At 35.9% G+C, this 17572-nt stretch carries 19 protein-coding genes; 17 read left to right on the plus strand and 2 right to left on the minus strand.

What is annotated here, in order from left to right:
* From F0365_RS06120 to F0365_RS06180, 13 genes are all read left to right on the plus strand, one after another.
* Nucleotides 1–1032 (plus strand): VWA domain-containing protein, encoded by a 1032-nt coding sequence (locus tag F0365_RS06120; RefSeq protein WP_169932888.1) that lies wholly within the window; start codon nucleotides 1–3, stop codon nucleotides 1030–1032.
* Nucleotides 1025–1873, plus strand: coding sequence for a tetratricopeptide repeat protein (locus tag F0365_RS06125; protein WP_169932889.1), 849 nt, complete (start codon nucleotides 1025–1027; stop codon nucleotides 1871–1873). Before F0365_RS06120 ends, F0365_RS06125 begins: the two co-directional genes overlap by 8 nt.
* Nucleotides 1873–3639: a BatD family protein gene (locus F0365_RS06130; protein ID WP_169932890.1), complete on the plus strand. Its 1767-nt coding sequence runs from the start codon at nucleotides 1873–1875 to the stop codon at nucleotides 3637–3639. Before F0365_RS06125 ends, F0365_RS06130 begins: the two co-directional genes overlap by 1 nt.
* Nucleotide 3640: 1 nt before the next feature.
* On the plus strand, nucleotides 3641–4399 hold the full coding sequence (locus F0365_RS06135) for a hypothetical protein (RefSeq protein ID WP_169932891.1): 759 nt from the start codon (nucleotides 3641–3643) through the stop codon (nucleotides 4397–4399).
* A 110-nt stretch (nucleotides 4400–4509) separates the two neighbouring features.
* Nucleotides 4510–6357: a SulP family inorganic anion transporter gene (locus F0365_RS06140; RefSeq protein WP_169932892.1), complete on the plus strand. Its 1848-nt coding sequence runs from the start codon at nucleotides 4510–4512 to the stop codon at nucleotides 6355–6357.
* Between the two features lie 401 nt (nucleotides 6358–6758).
* Entirely contained in the window at nucleotides 6759–7754 is a 996-nt protein-coding gene (locus tag F0365_RS06145) for an NAD(P)H-dependent glycerol-3-phosphate dehydrogenase (RefSeq protein WP_169932893.1), read from the plus strand.
* Between the two features lie 16 nt (nucleotides 7755–7770).
* Nucleotides 7771–9324 (plus strand): aldehyde dehydrogenase family protein, encoded by a 1554-nt coding sequence (locus F0365_RS06150; protein ID WP_169932894.1) that lies wholly within the window; start codon nucleotides 7771–7773, stop codon nucleotides 9322–9324.
* Between the two features lie 644 nt (nucleotides 9325–9968).
* Nucleotides 9969–10781, plus strand: a complete 813-nt coding sequence (locus tag F0365_RS06155; RefSeq protein ID WP_169932895.1) for a hypothetical protein — start codon at nucleotides 9969–9971, stop codon at nucleotides 10779–10781.
* A gap of 6 nt (nucleotides 10782–10787) precedes the next feature.
* On the plus strand, nucleotides 10788–11687 hold the full coding sequence (locus tag F0365_RS06160) for a hypothetical protein (RefSeq protein ID WP_169932896.1): 900 nt from the start codon (nucleotides 10788–10790) through the stop codon (nucleotides 11685–11687).
* Nucleotides 11688–11692: 5 nt separating this feature from the next.
* Nucleotides 11693–12064, plus strand: a complete 372-nt coding sequence (locus F0365_RS06165; protein ID WP_169932897.1) for a hypothetical protein — start codon at nucleotides 11693–11695, stop codon at nucleotides 12062–12064.
* 588 nt (nucleotides 12065–12652) lie between these two features.
* Complete coding sequence (locus F0365_RS06170) at nucleotides 12653–13516, plus strand: hypothetical protein (protein WP_169932898.1); 864 nt, start codon at nucleotides 12653–12655, stop codon at nucleotides 13514–13516.
* A gap of 30 nt (nucleotides 13517–13546) precedes the next feature.
* Complete coding sequence (locus F0365_RS06175; RefSeq protein ID WP_169932899.1) at nucleotides 13547–14293, plus strand: hypothetical protein; 747 nt, start codon at nucleotides 13547–13549, stop codon at nucleotides 14291–14293.
* Nucleotides 14290–14739, plus strand: coding sequence for a hypothetical protein (locus F0365_RS06180; RefSeq protein WP_169932900.1), 450 nt, complete (start codon nucleotides 14290–14292; stop codon nucleotides 14737–14739). The genes F0365_RS06175 and F0365_RS06180 overlap by 4 nt, the downstream gene beginning before the upstream one ends.
* 2 nt (nucleotides 14740–14741) lie before the next feature.
* Here the strand turns inward: F0365_RS06180 and F0365_RS06185 are convergent, their stop codons facing one another.
* The gene (locus tag F0365_RS06185) at nucleotides 14742–14951 is read right to left on the minus strand and encodes a hypothetical protein (RefSeq protein WP_169932901.1); all 210 of its coding nucleotides are present in this window, start codon (nucleotides 14949–14951) and stop codon (nucleotides 14742–14744) included.
* A gap of 40 nt (nucleotides 14952–14991) precedes the next feature.
* Between F0365_RS06185 and F0365_RS06190 the strand changes: the two genes are divergently transcribed.
* Together F0365_RS06190 and F0365_RS06195 are read left to right on the plus strand one after the other, a co-directional pair.
* Nucleotides 14992–15750, plus strand: a complete 759-nt coding sequence (locus tag F0365_RS06190) for a hypothetical protein (protein ID WP_169932902.1) — start codon at nucleotides 14992–14994, stop codon at nucleotides 15748–15750.
* Nucleotides 15747–16199 carry a hypothetical protein gene (locus tag F0365_RS06195; RefSeq protein WP_169932903.1) on the plus strand — a complete coding sequence of 151 codons (453 nt, stop codon included), beginning with the start codon at nucleotides 15747–15749 and terminating at the stop codon, nucleotides 16197–16199. Before F0365_RS06190 ends, F0365_RS06195 begins: the two co-directional genes overlap by 4 nt.
* A 2-nt stretch (nucleotides 16200–16201) precedes the next feature.
* Here the strand turns inward: F0365_RS06195 and F0365_RS06200 are convergent, their stop codons facing one another.
* The gene (locus tag F0365_RS06200; RefSeq protein WP_169932904.1) at nucleotides 16202–16411 is read right to left on the minus strand and encodes a hypothetical protein; all 210 of its coding nucleotides are present in this window, start codon (nucleotides 16409–16411) and stop codon (nucleotides 16202–16204) included.
* A 218-nt stretch (nucleotides 16412–16629) separates the two neighbouring features.
* Between F0365_RS06200 and F0365_RS06205 the strand changes: the two genes are divergently transcribed.
* Together F0365_RS06205 and F0365_RS06210 are read left to right on the plus strand one after the other, a co-directional pair.
* On the plus strand, nucleotides 16630–16980 hold the full coding sequence (locus tag F0365_RS06205) for a DUF6973 domain-containing protein (RefSeq protein WP_410505481.1): 351 nt from the start codon (nucleotides 16630–16632) through the stop codon (nucleotides 16978–16980).
* Between the two features lie 116 nt (nucleotides 16981–17096).
* Nucleotides 17097–17396 carry a hypothetical protein gene (locus F0365_RS06210; RefSeq protein ID WP_169932906.1) on the plus strand — a complete coding sequence of 100 codons (300 nt, stop codon included), beginning with the start codon at nucleotides 17097–17099 and terminating at the stop codon, nucleotides 17394–17396.
* Nucleotides 17397–17572 lie beyond the last annotated feature (176 nt).

The raw sequence follows: 17572 nt of genomic DNA on the forward strand, positions 1-17572 counted from the left end.
GTGTATATACTAGAAGAAAAAATATATTTCTGGCTTTTGTGCCTTATCCCAGTGTTGATAGTTCTATTTATAGGACTTTCTTACTGGAGGTATCGCGCGCAAAAAAAATATACTACTAAGCAAATGCTGGATCATTTGATTCCAGACCGCTCTTGGTTCAAGCCTATTCTAAAATTAGTGACTGTTTGTGTGGGAATTGTATTTTTGGTTTTGGCGTTGGTCAACCTTAAAGCAGGCGAAAAAACAGAAACTGTAAATCGAGAAGGTGTGGATATTGTTTTTGCAGTAGATGTCTCAAAATCTATGCTGGCTGAAGATATCGCTCCTAACCGATTGGAAAAATCACAACGTTTAGTTACGGAGATCATCAACAACTTAGCAAGTGATCGCATAGGACTAATTGCTTATGCCGGAAGCGCCGTGCCACAATTACCGATTACTACCGATTATGGAAGTGCAAAAATGTTCTTGCAATCTTTGAATACCGAATTGATTTCCAGCCAAGGAACCGCTATTAACGAGGCGATACAGTTGGCAGAAAGTTATTATAGCGACGACACAGAAGCTGCAAAAATTTTAGTCATCATTAGCGATGGAGAAGACCATGAAGGAGAGAGTGTTGCCGTTGCTGAGGCAGCTGCTGAGAAAGGAATACGCATTATTACCATAGGAGTAGGAACTGAAAAAGGAACCACGATTCCTATTAAAAGAAATGGAATAGTTAGAGAGTTTAAAAAAGATAGAGATGGGAAAACCGTTATCACTAAGCTCAATGCCGAAACATTAAAAGAAATTTCTGAGGCTGGAAATGGTGTTTATATAGATGGTACGGTTACTGCAACGGTAATAGAACAATTGAAGGAGGAGCTTGCTGGAATAGATAAGGTGGCCTTTGAATCACAGCAATATGCCGATTTTGAATCGCAATTTCAGTGGTTTTTAGGTTTTGGATTGTTCTTTTTATTCTTGGATGTATTTTATCTAGAGAAAAAAACTGTCTGGTTGAAGAAGTTGAATTTATTTAATGAGTAAGAAGATGATGAGAAAGATAGCAGTAGTTCTGGTGGTTATGGGTGGTAACGTTTTCGCGAAAGCGCAACAAACACCTACAACAAATCCAGTGTATGAAAATGCGATAGCAAAGGCTCAGGAATATGCTAATGATGGTGATTTTAACCTTGCAGAAGCAGCCTATAAAAAAGCAAAAGCAGTAAACCCCCAGAGTACAGATGCAGCTTATAATCTAGGAAATTTATACTACGACAATACAAAGAAGTACAACGCTTCTAGCAGTTATGTCGCAGCTGCTGAAACTGCTACAACCAAAGAAGAAAAACATAGAATTTTTCACAATCAGGGAAATCTATTACTGGAAAACAAAGAATATAAAAAGGCAGTAGAGGCTTATAAAAATGCGTTGAGAAATGATCCTACAGACGAAGAAACGCGATACAATCTAGCGCTTGCTAAAAAAGAAGAAGAAAAGCAAGGCGGCGGTGGCGGTGGCGGTGATGATGAAAAAGATAAGAAAGACGATAGCCAGAGCAAAGATCAGGACAATAAAGAAGGTGATAAAGACGAGAAGTCTGACGGTAAAAATGACGGTAAAGAAAACGAGAAAGAGGGCGACAAGAAAAAAGGTGATGGAGAAGGGGATAAAGATCAAGATGGGAAGCCTAAGGATGGAAAAGATGGCGATGGAGAGCCTAAACAACAAGACCAAAAGGCACCTCAACGCGTGGAAGGTAAAATGACCCCTCAACAAATAAGTCAGATACTAGAGGCAATGAGTAATGAGGAACAAAAAATTAGAGATAAAGTAAACGCAAAGAAAGCTCAAGGTCCTGTAAAAAAATCTGAAAAAGATTGGTAATGAAGAATTTGATTTACATGGTATTTTTTTTGGTAAGCAGTTTAAGTCTCGCACAAGTAGACTTTACGGCTGAGGCCAGTCGTGATAAAATTGCGATAAATGAACGTTTGCGTATTGAATTTAAAATGAATGTAGATGGAGATAATTTTACTCCTCCTAATTTTACTGGATTCCAAGTCGTTGCCGGGCCTAGTCAGTCAGTTTCACAAAGCTGGATCAATGGAAAAAGCAGCATGTCTAAGTCGTATACCTATGTGCTTAAGCCTAATAAGACAGGAAAACTCACCATACAGCAAGCGGTCATGACTTATGACGAAAATGAATATAAAACCATACCACAAATCATCAATGTCACCGGTGCGGTAGAAACACCAAAGGGTCCAGATGACCAGTCCATTAGCGCAGATGACAGCATACATTTAGTCGCTGAAGTTTCTAATTCCAATCCTTATTTAAATGAAGCCATACGAGTGGTTTATAAAATTTATGTTTCTAACCAGACAGGTGTTACGGGGTGGAATGAATTAGACAGTCCCAAATACAGAGACTTCTGGTCACAAAATATTGATAATCGCAATAGACAAGTTCAAAATGGAACCTATTTAGGAGAGCCATATCGATACTTGGTTTTAAGAGAAGCAGTATTGTATCCACAAAAAACAGGAAAGCTCGAAATTGAGCCGCTTACTTTAGATGTTCAAGTTCAAGTACCTACTAATAGAAGAGACTTTTTCGGAAGGCCTTATACTACAACTGTCAGTAAAACGGTTAGTGCCGGTAAACGCGAGATTACTGTTAAGAATTTACCAGCAGTAGGTAGACCAGCAAGTTTTACTGGGGCAGTAGGCGATTTTGACTTCAAAGTAGAAATAGATCGTGCGCAACTCGATGCTGGAGAAAGTTTAACGGCTAGTATCAGTGTTTCTGGTTCTGGAAATCTAAAGTTAATGGAGCTTCCTAAATTAAAAGCTCCGCAAAGTCTTGAAGTTTACGAACCAGAACGCAAGAACAATGTGACAACTAACATATACGGGATGCGTGGTAGTATTGCTGATAGTTACACAGTAGTGCCTCAATACGGTGGTAAGTATGTGATTCCACCAGTAGAATTCTCTTATTTTGATCCTACAAAAGAGCAATATTTTATTAAGAATAGCGCTGAGATGTTGTTGATGGTAGATGGCGATGCGCCTACTACAGCAGGAGCAAATACAGTTGCTTCTTCTGGAAATGAAAAGAGAAACCTAATAGAGAATAACGCAGCCTTTGCCTTTATTAAAGCAGAAACCCAATTAGAAAATCAAACCAAAACCTATTTTTTTAATACGGTAACTTATTGGTCGGTTTTGGGAGGAACATTTTTAATTTTACCACTAGTTTTATTAATAAGAGGGCAACAAGAAAAACGCGATTCAGACGTAGTAGGTAATAGAATCAGAACAGCTAATAAATTGAGCAAAAAGTACCTAAGTACTGCTAAGAAGAATTTAGGAAATCACGAGTTGTTTTACATTTCTTTGGAGAAATCTTTGCACAATTACCTCAAATCTAAACTGCGTATGCAAACTGCAGAAATGTCTAAAGATAAAGTTGCGGTTTTACTTGCAGAGCGAGGAGCGGTGGAGGGCGTTAGAAAGGAATTTATAGAGCTGCTAGCCAGCTGTGAATTTGCGAGGTTTACACCATCTTCTGAAACCAGTATGAAAGAAGATTATGAAAAAGCGGGTCGCGTTTTAAACGACATTGATAAACAGATAAAGAAGTAAGATGAAGAAGGCGTTGCACATAGTATGTTTGCTTTTTGTTTTTATAGCTAATGCTCAAGATTCTTTTGAGTTGGCCGCTTTCGCGAAAGCAAACCAAGCATACACAGCCGAAAATTATGACTTGGCTATTGCCGGTTACGAGCAAATTTTAAAAACAGGAAAACACAGCGCTGAGGTATATTTCAACCTAGGGAATGCGTATTATAAAATTAACGCCGTAGGTCCAGCGATCTATAACTACGAAAAATCATTACAATTCGATTCAGAAAATATAGATGTCATCAACAATCTTAAATTTGCAAACCAAATGAAAATTGATGCTATAGAAGCTGCAAATTCGGAAAGTTTGAAGTCTGATTTATCTAGTTTTGTTACCTCCCTAAGTGTTGATGAATGGGCCTATTTTAGTATAGTGATCCTTTTGTTTACCATTTTAATGGCGGTACTTTATTTCTATGCTCAAACTGTGGGCAAAAAACGCCTGTTTTTTATAGTGACTTTTTTGGGTATTCTATTTTCAGCAATTTCTATCGCAGCAGCATTTTATGTAAAGGACAGTTTAAAGGACCAACAATACGCGATCGTTTATACGGCAGAGTTTACCACAAGAGAAGAGCCTAAAGAAAAGTCGGCACCTAGTTTCACTCTACATGAAGGTACAAAAGTAGAAGTACTGGAAGAGTTTAATGAATGGGCGCTGGTGCTACTTTCAAATGGAAATAAAGCATGGATGCCGCTGGATAAGATCAAAAAATTATAACTTTTTTACTTCTTCGACCTATATATCCAGGAACCTTATTACTTTTAAGTGTCTAAATTTTAAGAAGTTTCACTTACTCGTTTTTTTAAAAGGTATCTAAATAGTAATCTATGTTCAAGCATTTAAAAGGAGATTTATTTGGTGGTTTAACCGCTGGAGTTGTAGCCTTACCTTTAGCACTGGCTTTTGGAGTACAATCTGGTATGGGAGCAATCGCTGGATTATACGGAGCCATTTTTATAGGTTTTTTCGCATCTCTATTTGGCGGTACCAATACGCAAATTTCAGGTCCTACTGCACCAATGACGGCCGTAAGTATGGTGGTAATAGCTGGAATTGTACAAGTATACGAAGGCGATTTATCAAACGCACTACCAGCCATTCTCTCTGTATTCATTATGGCTGGAATTATGCAAGTCTCTTTAGGGATCCTAAAACTGGGAAAGTACATCAAATACATTCCTTATCCTGTGGTGTCTGGATTTATGACAGGAATAGGCGTTATTATATTAATCACTCAATTGCTTCCTGCTATAGGGTACTACCCAGTAGAAGACGAGCAGTTTATTGAAAAATTCAGACCAGCTGCAGAGGAAGTTATACTAAAAAATATTCTTAAAGACGACGTTGATGATAACGTATTAGTTCTAAAAAACCTTAAAGTAACAATTGAAAAGGCAAAAGAAATAACGCCAGATCAAATTCTTACGGCTTCCATAATACTAGCTAAAAAAGAAAGCAGCGGTGTCATAGGAGCTTTAAAAACACTGCCTACTGGAATCCAAAAAATCAATTGGCTGGAATTAGGACTGACCTTGATCACCATCTTTATTATTTTTGGATTCAAACGCATTACGACTACTATTCCCTCTACACTAGTCGCATTGCTAGGCGTTTCTATTGCCGTATATTTTATGGATATAGAGGTACGAACGATAGGAGAGATCCCTACAGATTTGCCGATTCCTAATTTTGAAATCATTACTGGATTTAATTTCACTGCTATCGTACCCTATGTTTTTACGGCATTGACCTTAGCATTTTTAGGTGCTATTGATTCTTTACTGACAAGTGTTGTGGCAGATAACATGACAAAAACCAGACACAATCCCAATAAAGAACTCATTGGTCAGGGAATAGGAAACAGTATTGCTGCTATTTTTGGAGGGATTCCTGGTGCAGGTGCGACCATACGTACGGTAGTCAACATCAATTCTGGTGGAAAAACTAAGCTTTCTGGTATGATCGCCGCAGCAATGTTGTTAATTATAGTGGTCGCTTTAGGTGGTTTTGCTGAGAATATACCTAGCGCAGTTCTTGCAGGAATCTTAATTACTGTAGGTATAGGTGTGATGGATTACAAAGGACTCAAAGTGCTAGGTTCTATTCCTAAAAGTGATGTAGTAGTCATGTTTGTGGTTTTACTGCTTACCGTCTTTTGGGATTTGGTTTACGCCGTTGGGATAGGATTAGTCATCGCCAGTTTAATCTTCATGAAAAAGATGGGCGATTCTAATGACGTAAAATCCGGGATCAAAAGATTATCTGGTACCAAGTATATGGATCACGCAGACTATTCTCGTATTCCTGTTAAATGGAGAGAAGAAATATTCATTAAAGAACTGAGCGGTTCTATTTTCTTTGGTTATACCAGTGATTTTCAATCCATGTCTCGCGATATTCCTCCACGCGCCACTCATGCGATCATTCGTATGAAAAAGGTGCCGTTTATTGATCAGTCCGGATTGTTTGCTTTTGAAGATGTCCTGCAGAATTTGGTAGAAAAAGGAATTCAACCCTTGTTGATTGGGGTCCAAGAGCAACCATTATACCGATTAGAATCCATAGATATCATTCCAGACTTGGTAGGCAAAGAGCATATTTTTGAAAATTACGATGCTTGTCTGCAATGGATAACTGCAAATGTAGGTGATACGGTGCCGGCTGTAGAGAATTAAGATTTGGCAAATCTCGCTTTCGCGAAAGCGAATTCATCATCCATCACTTATACAGCAGTCTATTTATGAAAATAAAGTACAACCTTGCAAGTTGGTCATTTTCAACGCGTATAAAATAAGTATTTTGTTAAATTCGTTATTCACGCACAGTATCCATGGGGTATTCATAATTTTAATACCTTAAAAAAATGCTATCTTTGAAGTCCAAATATCGATGCGATTTTCATATTAAATCTCGTAGTTATAATTGGAATGATTTTTTGTCAAAGGAGACAGAAAATCCACTCATAATGTCGGTTAGGTTTTAATTTTATATTGAAGTACTAGTGCTGAGCGCCGTCCAAGTATGGGCGAAAAAGAAAGGAATTTTATGCCAAAATTTTATACCAAAATTATTTAATATGGATCAGACCAAAAAAATTGCTGTAATTGGCGGTGGTAGTTGGGCAACGGCCATAGTAAAAATGCTTTGCGAAAACCTCGATACCGTCTATTGGTATATGCGTAGCGATTACGCTATTGAACACATCAAACGCAACGATCACAATCCTAGTTATTTGAGCTCTGTAGAGTTCAATCCAGAGCAATTATGCCTTTCAAGCGATATTAATGAAATAGTAAGCCAAGCAGATCTTTGTATATTTGCAGTACCTAGTGCTTTCTTTTCTAAAGAATTGGAAAAGCTTACGGTTTCTTTAAAGGATAAAATAATATTCAGCGCCATAAAAGGTATCGTTCCAGAAACGGGTCTTATAGTAGGAGAGCATTTCCATGAGCATTATGATATTGAATTTGAAAATATAGGTGTTCTTACTGGACCCTGTCATGCAGAAGAGGTAGCCTTGGAAAGACTTTCTTATCTAACTATCGCCTGTGCAGATGAAGAAAAAGCAAAGTTTCTTGCAGAGCGTTTAGAAAGCGATTATATCAATTGTAAAATCAGCGATGATATCATAGGTACAGAATATGCTGCGATGTTGAAGAATATCTATGCCATTGCTGCTGGAATAGCTCATGGTTTAGGCTATGGTGATAATTTCCAGAGTGTATTGATGAGTAATGCCATACGTGAAATGAAGCGTTTTATCAAGAAAGTACATAAAATGAAACGCAATATTAATGACAGCGCTTATTTGGGCGACTTGCTGGTAACAGGATATTCTGGATTCTCGCGCAATCGATTGTTTGGTAATATGATGGGCAAAGGATATACCGTAAGAAGTGCACAAATGGAAATGAATATGGTCGCCGAAGGTTATTACGCTACTAAAAGTGCTTTTAAAATCAATGAAGAAAAAGGAGCTAAAACTCCTATTCTAGATGCTGTTTACAGCATTTTATACGATAATAAAAACCCTAAAAAGGTATTTAATAAACTGGCTGATAAGCTGGATTAAAAATTAAAACAATACAATGTCAACACTTGCAAAAGATTTTGGGATGGACGTTGCTCTAGAGCAATTAGGCCTCAAAGAAACAAACCACGGAACATCAACTGGTAATCATCACTTCGGTAATGGAGCTACTATAACTTCTTCTTCTCCGGTAGATGGAGCGGTTATAGGAAAGTTAACCACTACAAGTCCAGAAGACTATGAAAAAGTAGTCACTAGCGCACAGGCTGCCTATAAAGATTGGAGAATGAAACCAGCGCCTTTGCGTGGTGAAATTGTTCGTCAATTCGGTGATGAATTAAGAAGATTAAAAGAACCTCTAGGTAAACTGGTTTCTTATGAAATGGGTAAATCGTATCAAGAAGGTTTAGGAGAAGTTCAAGAAATGATCGATATCTGTGATTTTGCAGTTGGTCTTTCTCGTCAGTTGCACGGTTTAACCATGCACTCAGAACGTCCTGGACATAGAATGTATGAACAGTACCATCCATTAGGAATAGTAGGAATCATTAGTGCTTTTAATTTTCCAGTGGCTGTTTGGGCCTGGAATACAGCGCTTGCATGGGTTTGTGGTGATGTGTGTATCTGGAAGCCAAGTGAAAAAACACCTCTTTGTGGTGTGGCCTGTCAGAATATCATCGCAACAGTTCTTAAAAACAACAACCTGCCAGAAGGAATCTCTTCCCTAGTAAATGGAGATTATAAAGTAGGAGAAATGATGTCTACAGATAAGCGCGTGCCACTTATCAGTGCTACAGGTTCTATTCGTATGGGAAGAATTGTTGCCAGTAAAGTAGCAGAACGTCTTGGGAAGTCATTATTGGAATTAGGTGGTAACAATGCCATTATAGTAACTCCAGATGCCGATTTAAAAATGACTGTAATAGGTGCCGTTTTTGGAGCTGTAGGAACTGCTGGACAGCGTTGTACTTCTACACGTCGTCTAATTGTTCATGAATCTATGTATGATAAAGTAAGAGATGCCGTAGTTGCGGCTTATGGCCAGTTAAAAATAGGTAACCCATTAGATGAGAACAACCACGTAGGTCCAGTAATCGATACAGATGCTGTTGCTAACTACAACCATGCTTTAGAGCAAGTTGTCATACAAGGCGGTAAAGTTCTTGTAGAAGGTGGTGTACTTTCTGGTGCTGGTTATGAAAGCGGTTGTTATGTAAGACCTGCGATTGCAGAAGCTACTAACGATATGCAAATCGTACAACACGAGACTTTTGCTCCGGTATTGTATTTATTAAAATACTCTGGTACGGTAGAAAATGCTTTGGAACAACAAAACGGTGTAGCACAAGGATTATCTAGTGCGATCATGACCAATAACCTAAGAGAAGCAGAACATTTCTTATCTCAAAGAGGATCTGATTGTGGTATTGCAAACGTCAACATAGGAACTAGTGGTGCTGAGATAGGTGGCGCCTTTGGTGGAGAAAAAGATACTGGTGGTGGACGTGAGTCTGGATCTGATGCTTGGAAAATCTACATGAGAAGACAGACCAACACGATCAATTACACTACTGAGTTGCCTCTTGCGCAGGGAATCAAATTTGATTTGTAAGAAGTAATTTCTTTATATGTTATCAAAAACCGCCTTAGAAATAAGGTGGTTTTTTTGTGCTTTTATTTCAGCTTTTCAGATTCGACATGCCAACTATTTATGTTGGCATCGTCTGAATCCTATCGGGATGTATTTTATGTAAAATAGAATCTGAAACAAAATAAAGCTACACTTCGACAAGCTCATTGTGACTTTTATTTCAACCTTTTGGATGCTACATGCAAACATTCGCGCAAATACCGCGGGGATTTCATCAAGAAGATGTTGATGAAATCCAGAAATACAATCCTAGATGCAGACTTAGGTACGCATCTAGGATATGAATATATCAATCCTCCAAAATTAACTCCAGTACCTGATGGTCACCATTGTTAAGCTTCGACCATCTACGAGAATAAGAGTAGGATGTGATGTAGCCTTAGATGATCCAAATACTACAAGGATAAATAAGGCAGTAAAATTAGTCGACATTCATGAATATAGACCAGTACATAGATTTATATGACGGATTATCAGATATAAAAATATAATTTTATTGAAGTTAATCACTAATATACAACAAGATAAATGTTAAAAGCCTTAATTATAATAAGATGCGCAATAACCTAAAATGGATTTTTTCTGTTTTAATAACCGTCATAACAATGCTAATTTTTTTTACCAGTTGTGAGAGGGAACAATTAGAAGAAGCTAGTTCTGAAATTAACTTTCCTAAACTTGAAGGCAGAACGACAACTGTAAAGGAATTGCTACGACAACCTGCATTAAGGGATAAAATCCTGTCATTATCGTCTAATAGTCAAAACAAATCTACCAATAGTTCAGCCATACAAATTGACACTAGTTTTGTAAAAATTATCGAAACAAACCAGTATGATTCTTATACCTTTCAAGTAGTACAAGATAGTATAGAGAAGCAATTTGTATTGAGAAATTATATACTCACCGTAGTTAATGATTCCACTTACGTCCAGCATTTAGTTGACTATACAGTTCTATCAGGACATGCTTACGATATGGATCATATTAGTTTAACTCAAGTCTTTGGGGATGACTTATTGCCTAGTTTCATGAAGTGCTCTTCGACCATTACAATTCCATACACTAGTTGTTATATGGTTCATTGCAATAGACCTGGTCAACATACAGACCCTGAAGATCTTGATTGTTCTGCAGAAATTAGAGCTTATGAAATGTGTGTTACTCGATGGCTTTTTTTAGAAGCTGGAGATAGTGCCTGTAGTGGTGGAGATTCAGACGGAGTAATTGATGATTCTGCAACGCGTAATTCATCTGGTGGCAGTTTATCTGATGACCTTGTGATTCCAGTAGAACCCAATGATGGAAGAGAAGTCAGACCATTAGTAACAGTTTCTGATACTACCCAAGCATTTTTTAATACTTTAAATAACCCTACAGAAATAGCTCTCTATAATTTTATTCAAAATTTTCATTAGAATGAGTTGAGAAACAACATTAATAATTTTATAAGGTCAGAATATAATTCCCAAGAGGCACTGGCGTATGTTAGACAGGTTATTGGACGAGCTACATCAGAGAATGAAAATGATATTAATGTAATCGCAACTGCTCTTGCAATTGATAGATTGGATGACCCCATATTTGGCGATGCAATAGAATTTTATTTGATATCCAGATATAAAGGATATCTATTAGTTGAAACTTCTTCTTATTCAATGAGTGGAAATTCTGTTACAGTTCAAGACTATACATTATTACCTCATTATGATAGCGACAACAATTTATCATTCTACACCGCAGCGAGATATAACTCTAACGGATCACTTTTAAATGATATTGAGTACTTAGTAAAAGCAGATGCTCTTGATGATTTTCGAGAAAAAATTGAAACTTATAGAGCTGCAGCAAATATATTTTATATCAGAGGTATTCCTTCTGAAGGAGATATCGCCATGGCATCAGGGGATTTTATTAATGGATTAAGTAATTTATGGGCGCAAGCTTTAACAGACCCCACTTATTACATATATGCTGCACATGTGTTCGTGGGTATTTCAACAAATGTAAGGTCAGTACACTCGGCTACTCCTTTAGCAAACAACACGAATAAAATAAGATTTACTTCAATTTCGGGATCTAGAGCGACTGTAAACATTCAAATTCAAAATAGAACAATGGCAGATTTCAAAAACTTGATCAGTAATAAGCTAAATAAACCATGGGTAGATAGGTTAAACTCCAACAATCAACCACTTCAAATAATTATAGATGGAAATTATAAATATGTAGCTAGAGACTTTGCTACAAGTGCTGGCTTAGATAAAACGATTAGTTATTTTAGAAATGGAGTAGAAATTGGTAAATTTAGATTTAATAATTAAAGTAAATGATGAATATTACAGGGCTATCAAAAGTCATCTTTTTGTCTACATATCAAAAGCATACAGATTGTTTAGGTGATGTGATTAATTTCTTAGAGAAATTTGCTCCAGATTTATATAACAATGATGAAGAGTTGTTGGAAATTTTAGTATTTATCGTAAGAATTATGTACAGATCTGAAAATGTTAGCTTTTTAGATGAGGATATTGACGGAAAACCTTTGAAATCAGAAGAGGAATGGATTAGAATGTTGAGGAGTCATTGGAAAAATGGAGACCAAATAGATAAGGAAAATGCTATATTTTTTATCATTAAAAAACCTCGAGAATTTGATCCTGAGAAGTTTGATAAAGGAATTTTTATTTTTACAGATTAATGATTTTTATACTATTCTCAAAACCGCCTTAGAAATAAGGTGGTTTTTTTGTGCTTTTATTTCAGCTTTTCAGATTCGACATGCCAACTATTTATGTTGGCATCGTCTGAATCCTATCGGGATTTATTTTATGTAAAATAGAATCTGAAACAAAATAAAGCTACACTTCGACAAGCTCATTGTGACTTTTATTTCAACCTTTTGGATGCTACATGCAAACATTCGCGCAAATACCGCGGGGATTTCATCAAGAAGATGTTGATGAAATCCAGAAATACAATCCTAGATGCAGACTTAGGTACGCATCTAGGATATGAATATATCAATCCTCTTATAATTAACTCCAGTACCTGATGGTCACCATTGTTAAGCTTCGACCATCTACGAGAATAAGAGTAGGATGTGATGTAGCCTTAGTTGATCCAAATACTACAAGGATAAATAAGGCAGTAAAATTAGTCGACATTCATGAATATAGACCAGTACATAGATTTATATGACGGATTATCAGATATAAAAATATAATTTTATTGAAGTTAATCACTAATATACAACAAGATAAATGTTAAAAGCCTTAATTATAATAAGATGCGCAATAACCTAAAATGGATTTTTTCTGTTTTAATAACCGTCATAACAACGCTAATTTTTTTTACGAGTTGTGAGAGGGAACAATTAGAAGAAGCTAGTTCTGAAATTAACTTTCCTAAACTTGAAGGCAGAACGACAACTGTAAAGGAATTGCTACGACAACCTGCATTAAGGGATAAAATCCTGTCATTATCGTCTAATAGTCAAAACAAATCTACCAATAGTTCAGCCATACAAATTGACACTAGTTTTGTAAAAATTATCGAAACAAACCAGTATGATTCTTATACCTTTCAAGTAGTACAAGATAGTATAGAGAAGCAATTTGTATTGAGAAATTATATACTCACCGTAGTTAATGATTCCACTTACGTCCAGCATTTAGTTGACTATACAGTTCTATCAGGACATGCTTACGATATGGATCATATTAGTTTAACTCAAGTCTTTGGGGATGACTTATTGCCTAGTTTCATGAAGTGCTCTTCGACCATTACAATTCCATACACTAGTTGTTATATGGTTCATTGCAATAGACCTGGTCAACATACAGACCCTGAAGATCTTGATTGTTCTGCAGAAATTAGAGCTTATGAAATGTGTGTTACTCGATGGCTTTTTTTAGAAGCTGGAGATAGTGCCTGTAGTGGTGGAGATTCAGACGGAGTAATTGATGATTCTGCAACGCGTAATTCATCTGGTGGCAGTTTATCTGATGACCTTGTGATTCCAGTAGAACCCAATGATGGAAGAGAAGTCAGACCATTAGTAACAGTTTCTGATACTACCCAAGCATTTTTTAATACTTTAAATAACCCTACAGACATAGCTCTCTATAATTTTATTCAAAATTTTCATTAGAATGAGTTAAGAAGAGAAATAAATGATTATTTGAGGTCAGGGCTTAACTCGCAAGAGGCTCAAGATTTTGTAAAATGGTTAATAGATTTTGCCATTATAAAAGAAGATCCGACTCCTTGCGGATGGAACAGTAACCACGATTGTCTGGTGTCAATAAATAGAATGGCACAAGGGTTAAGAAGGTTTCATGGAGCACAAGGGGCAGAAGTTGCGGCCTATTTTGAAAGTGTACTATCAGATATTAATACAAGCCCCTCAGAATATACGGTTAATGATATACAGGAAATTTATAATGTTGCTTTAAATATTACTAAGCAGTATAACAGCAGAATGATACATTCAATAGTAGTAGGGTTTGTAGACGGAGTAACCCCTATAATTGAAATAGCATTATTTGAGGTTGGTGGTACCATAGCAGTTAGGCTTCTTCAAAGAATACCTCTTTCTTGGGTTCTTAGAGGTGACCGGTTAAATAATTTAGTCAGGAAAGTGGGCTTGATGGGTGAAGTTGGTGCTCAAAATTCTATTAGAATAGTTAAGACTAATGCACCCGTAGCTAATTCAAGAGGTATTTTCAATACCTTGACTAAAAATAAAATAGGTAATTTTGTAACCGGTTCAAACGGTTCTATAAGTGCAAATATGGGGAGTGGTAATTTTATTATTTATAGACCTGTAACAGCATCTACCTCTAATTTTCCAGCAACAATTTCTTTAGACTTCAGGGCTGGAGGCATATGGACTCAAGTCAGAAATGTAAAATTTATAACACCGTGATAATTAAAAAAGATCTATTTAAAGAAGATAAAATTGGGTTATTTGCACCTGATGGAGTTGAATTTATATACAATGTTCTAGAAAATTTGGGTTATTATAAGGACTTTAGTAAGAATTTTACTACAGAAGAAGCTAGGAGCCATGGATTGCAATCAATTGAGATTCTATGCAATCTAGAACTAATTGAAATATTTAGCTGGGGGATTCATATTCCCAAAATTTCTAAAAGAGATTTTTCTAAAAGAGAATTAATTGAATATTTGAGAGAAGTTTGGTTTGTTGGTGCTAGTACACAAGATTTTTACAGCATGCCTATGATTAAATATAAAGATTGGTATTTAAAAGCACTAGAAGAAAAAGGCTTAACTCATACAACTCATTGGAAAACCTTTGTAAAAGAACAAATAGGTGATCTAGAGCAATGGATAGAAGAAGTTAGGCCTTGAGCTCAACTAGAAGCTGGAGACAGTGCCTGTAGTGGAGGAGATTCAGACGGAGTAATTGATGATTCTGCAACGCGTAATTCATCTGGTGGCAGTTTATCTGATGACCTTGCGATTCCAGTAGAACCCAATGATGGAAGAGAAGTCAGACCATTAGTAACAGTTTCTGATACTACCCAAGCATTTTTTAATACTTTAAATAACCCTACAGACATAGCTCTCTATAATTTTATTCAAAATTTTCATTAGAATGAGTTGAGAAACAACATTAATAATTTTATAAGGTCAGAATATAATTCCCAAGAGGCTCAAGATTTTGTAAAATGGTTAATAGATTTTGAAATTCTTAATGAAGAAGGAATACCTTGTGGATTGGATCACGACTGCCTTGCATCAATCAATACTATGGCTGCAGGGTTGAGAAGATTTCATGGACCTGAAGGAGATGTTACTGCATCATATTTTGAAGATGTAGTTACAGATATAGAAAATTCATTCGATTACACTAATGGTGATATACAAGATATATATGATACTTTTAAATCCATAACTCGACAGTACAATGCTCAAATGACGGCGGCTATTGTTGGAGCTTATGTTGATGTAGCAGAGATATTACTTGAAATTGCACTTTTTGAAGTAGGTGCGCCAGCTGCTATAAAATTACTGCAAAAGATTCCAATAAGCTGGGTTTTGAGGGGAACGCGTTTAAATAATACAGTTAGTAAAGTTGGATTATGGGGAACTAGAAGTGGTGGAAACAATTCGATTAGAATATTTAAAACCAATGCTCCAGTATCAAAAGCTAGTGAAACATTTACCGCACTTACTAAAGATAAAATAGGTAATTTGGTAATTCAATCCAATGGCTCAAGAATAGCAAATATGGGCAATGGAAATTTTATTACATTCAGACCAGTAACCGCTTCAGGATCCAATTTCCCTGCAACCCTTCAATTAAATTTTCCGAGTATCTATAATAATCCAAGGATAATCAAGTTCACTAGCTTATGATAAAAAAGTCAAATTTATTTAATGAAGAAAATTTAAATATTTTCACTCCAGATGGAATAGAATTTATTCATTTTATCTTGGCTAATATTGGATACTATCAAGTTTTAAATGATAAATCACATCTTACAGCCCAAGCTCGTGCAGATGGACTGAAAGTTGTTGAGATATTATGCGATATGGAGTTAATAGAAGTATTTCACTGGGGTCAAGAAACACCAAACATTTCTAAAACAAACTTTGAAAAAACCGAATTAATTGCTTTTCTAAGAAAAGTTTGGAAAATAGGAACAGAAACCCATGAGTTCGATGGACTTCCTATGTTTATATATAAAAAATGGTATCTAGATGCACTAGAAGAAAAAGGCTTAACTCATACAACTCATTGGAAAACCTTTGTAAAAGAACAAATAGGTGATCTAGAGCAATGGATAGAAGAAGTTAGGCCTTGAGCTCAACTAGAAGCTGGAGACAGTGCCTGTAGTGGTGGAGATTCAGACGGAGTAATTGATGATTCTGGAACGCGTAATTCATCTGGTGGCAGTTTATCTGATGACCTTGTGATTCCAGTAGAACCCAATGATGGAAGAGAAGTCAGACCATTAGTAACAGTTTCTGATACTACCCAAGCATTTTTTAATACTTTAAATAACCCTACAGACATAGCTCTCTATAATTTTATTCAAAATTTTCTTCAGAATGAGTTGAGAAACAACATTAATAATTTTATAAGGTCAGAATATAATTCCCAAGAGGCACAGGAATTTACTTTAGAATTAATCCTAGAACTTCAAAGTAGAACAATAGTAGAGATATATGAACAAGACCCATATGGAATCTGGGGAGCGCTAACCGAAGAGGAAAAGAGATTAGCAATATTCAATACAAGCTTATTTTATGTCTGAAAACAGAGTAGTTGCCTTTGATATAACAGAAGAGTTCTTCCCAAGTAATAATGCACCACACCTTTATTATGGTATTAATGATAAGAAAGATGCGTTTAGGCATGCATTTTTCAATGCAATAAACACAAAATTTGCAGGTAGATTTATTGCAGAACAATTTTCAAATGCTCATGAAACAGGAACGCCTTTAAGGTGGATTAAAGAAAGAGAAATGGATTTGTTTAATAACAATGTTGGTCATAACCTAGGAGAGAGTAATAGAGATTTAAGTCATGCAGTATTAAAGTTATTAGTTTGGGATGCTGCTGTAAATGGTGACTTAAATTAGTTACTTCCTATAGATTATAATGACCCCAACTTTATGGATAATCCTATAACACCAGAGCCTAGAGATGGCAATCATGGAATATCTGATTTAACTCGTCAATTTTCAACTGATCAATAATGAAAAATAAACTTTTAATATTATTTATAGTTATCAATCTAATAGCTTGTAGCTTTTTTGATAATCAATCTGTGTTCTTTAATTTGAAAAACTCGAGTTCTCAACCTATCGAAGAAATTATAATTACCAACGGTGTTGACTCATTGAGATTAGATAGACTAGATGCAAATACCGATAAAAGGGTAAATTTAAAATGGGAAAAGATGAAGGTTAAAGGTAGTTTTGGTTTGCATGCAATTATCAAAGAAAAAGATACGACATTACATTTTGGTTATTTTGATGCTTTAGGTTCCATATAAAACATAGAATATAATGTTTATTTTACTGATACCTTGAGTATTTCCGCAGGATCTGAAGTTGTAAAACAATAGAATAAGACTTTTTAGGGCCGCCTTAGAAATAAGGCGGTTTTTTTGTAACTAATTCTATAGAAATCTAAAAGATTTAGACAAGTAAATTTAACTGTCAACACCCA

This window comes from Nonlabens sp. Ci31 (assembly GCF_012974865.1).
Classification (GTDB): domain Bacteria; phylum Bacteroidota; class Bacteroidia; order Flavobacteriales; family Flavobacteriaceae; genus Nonlabens.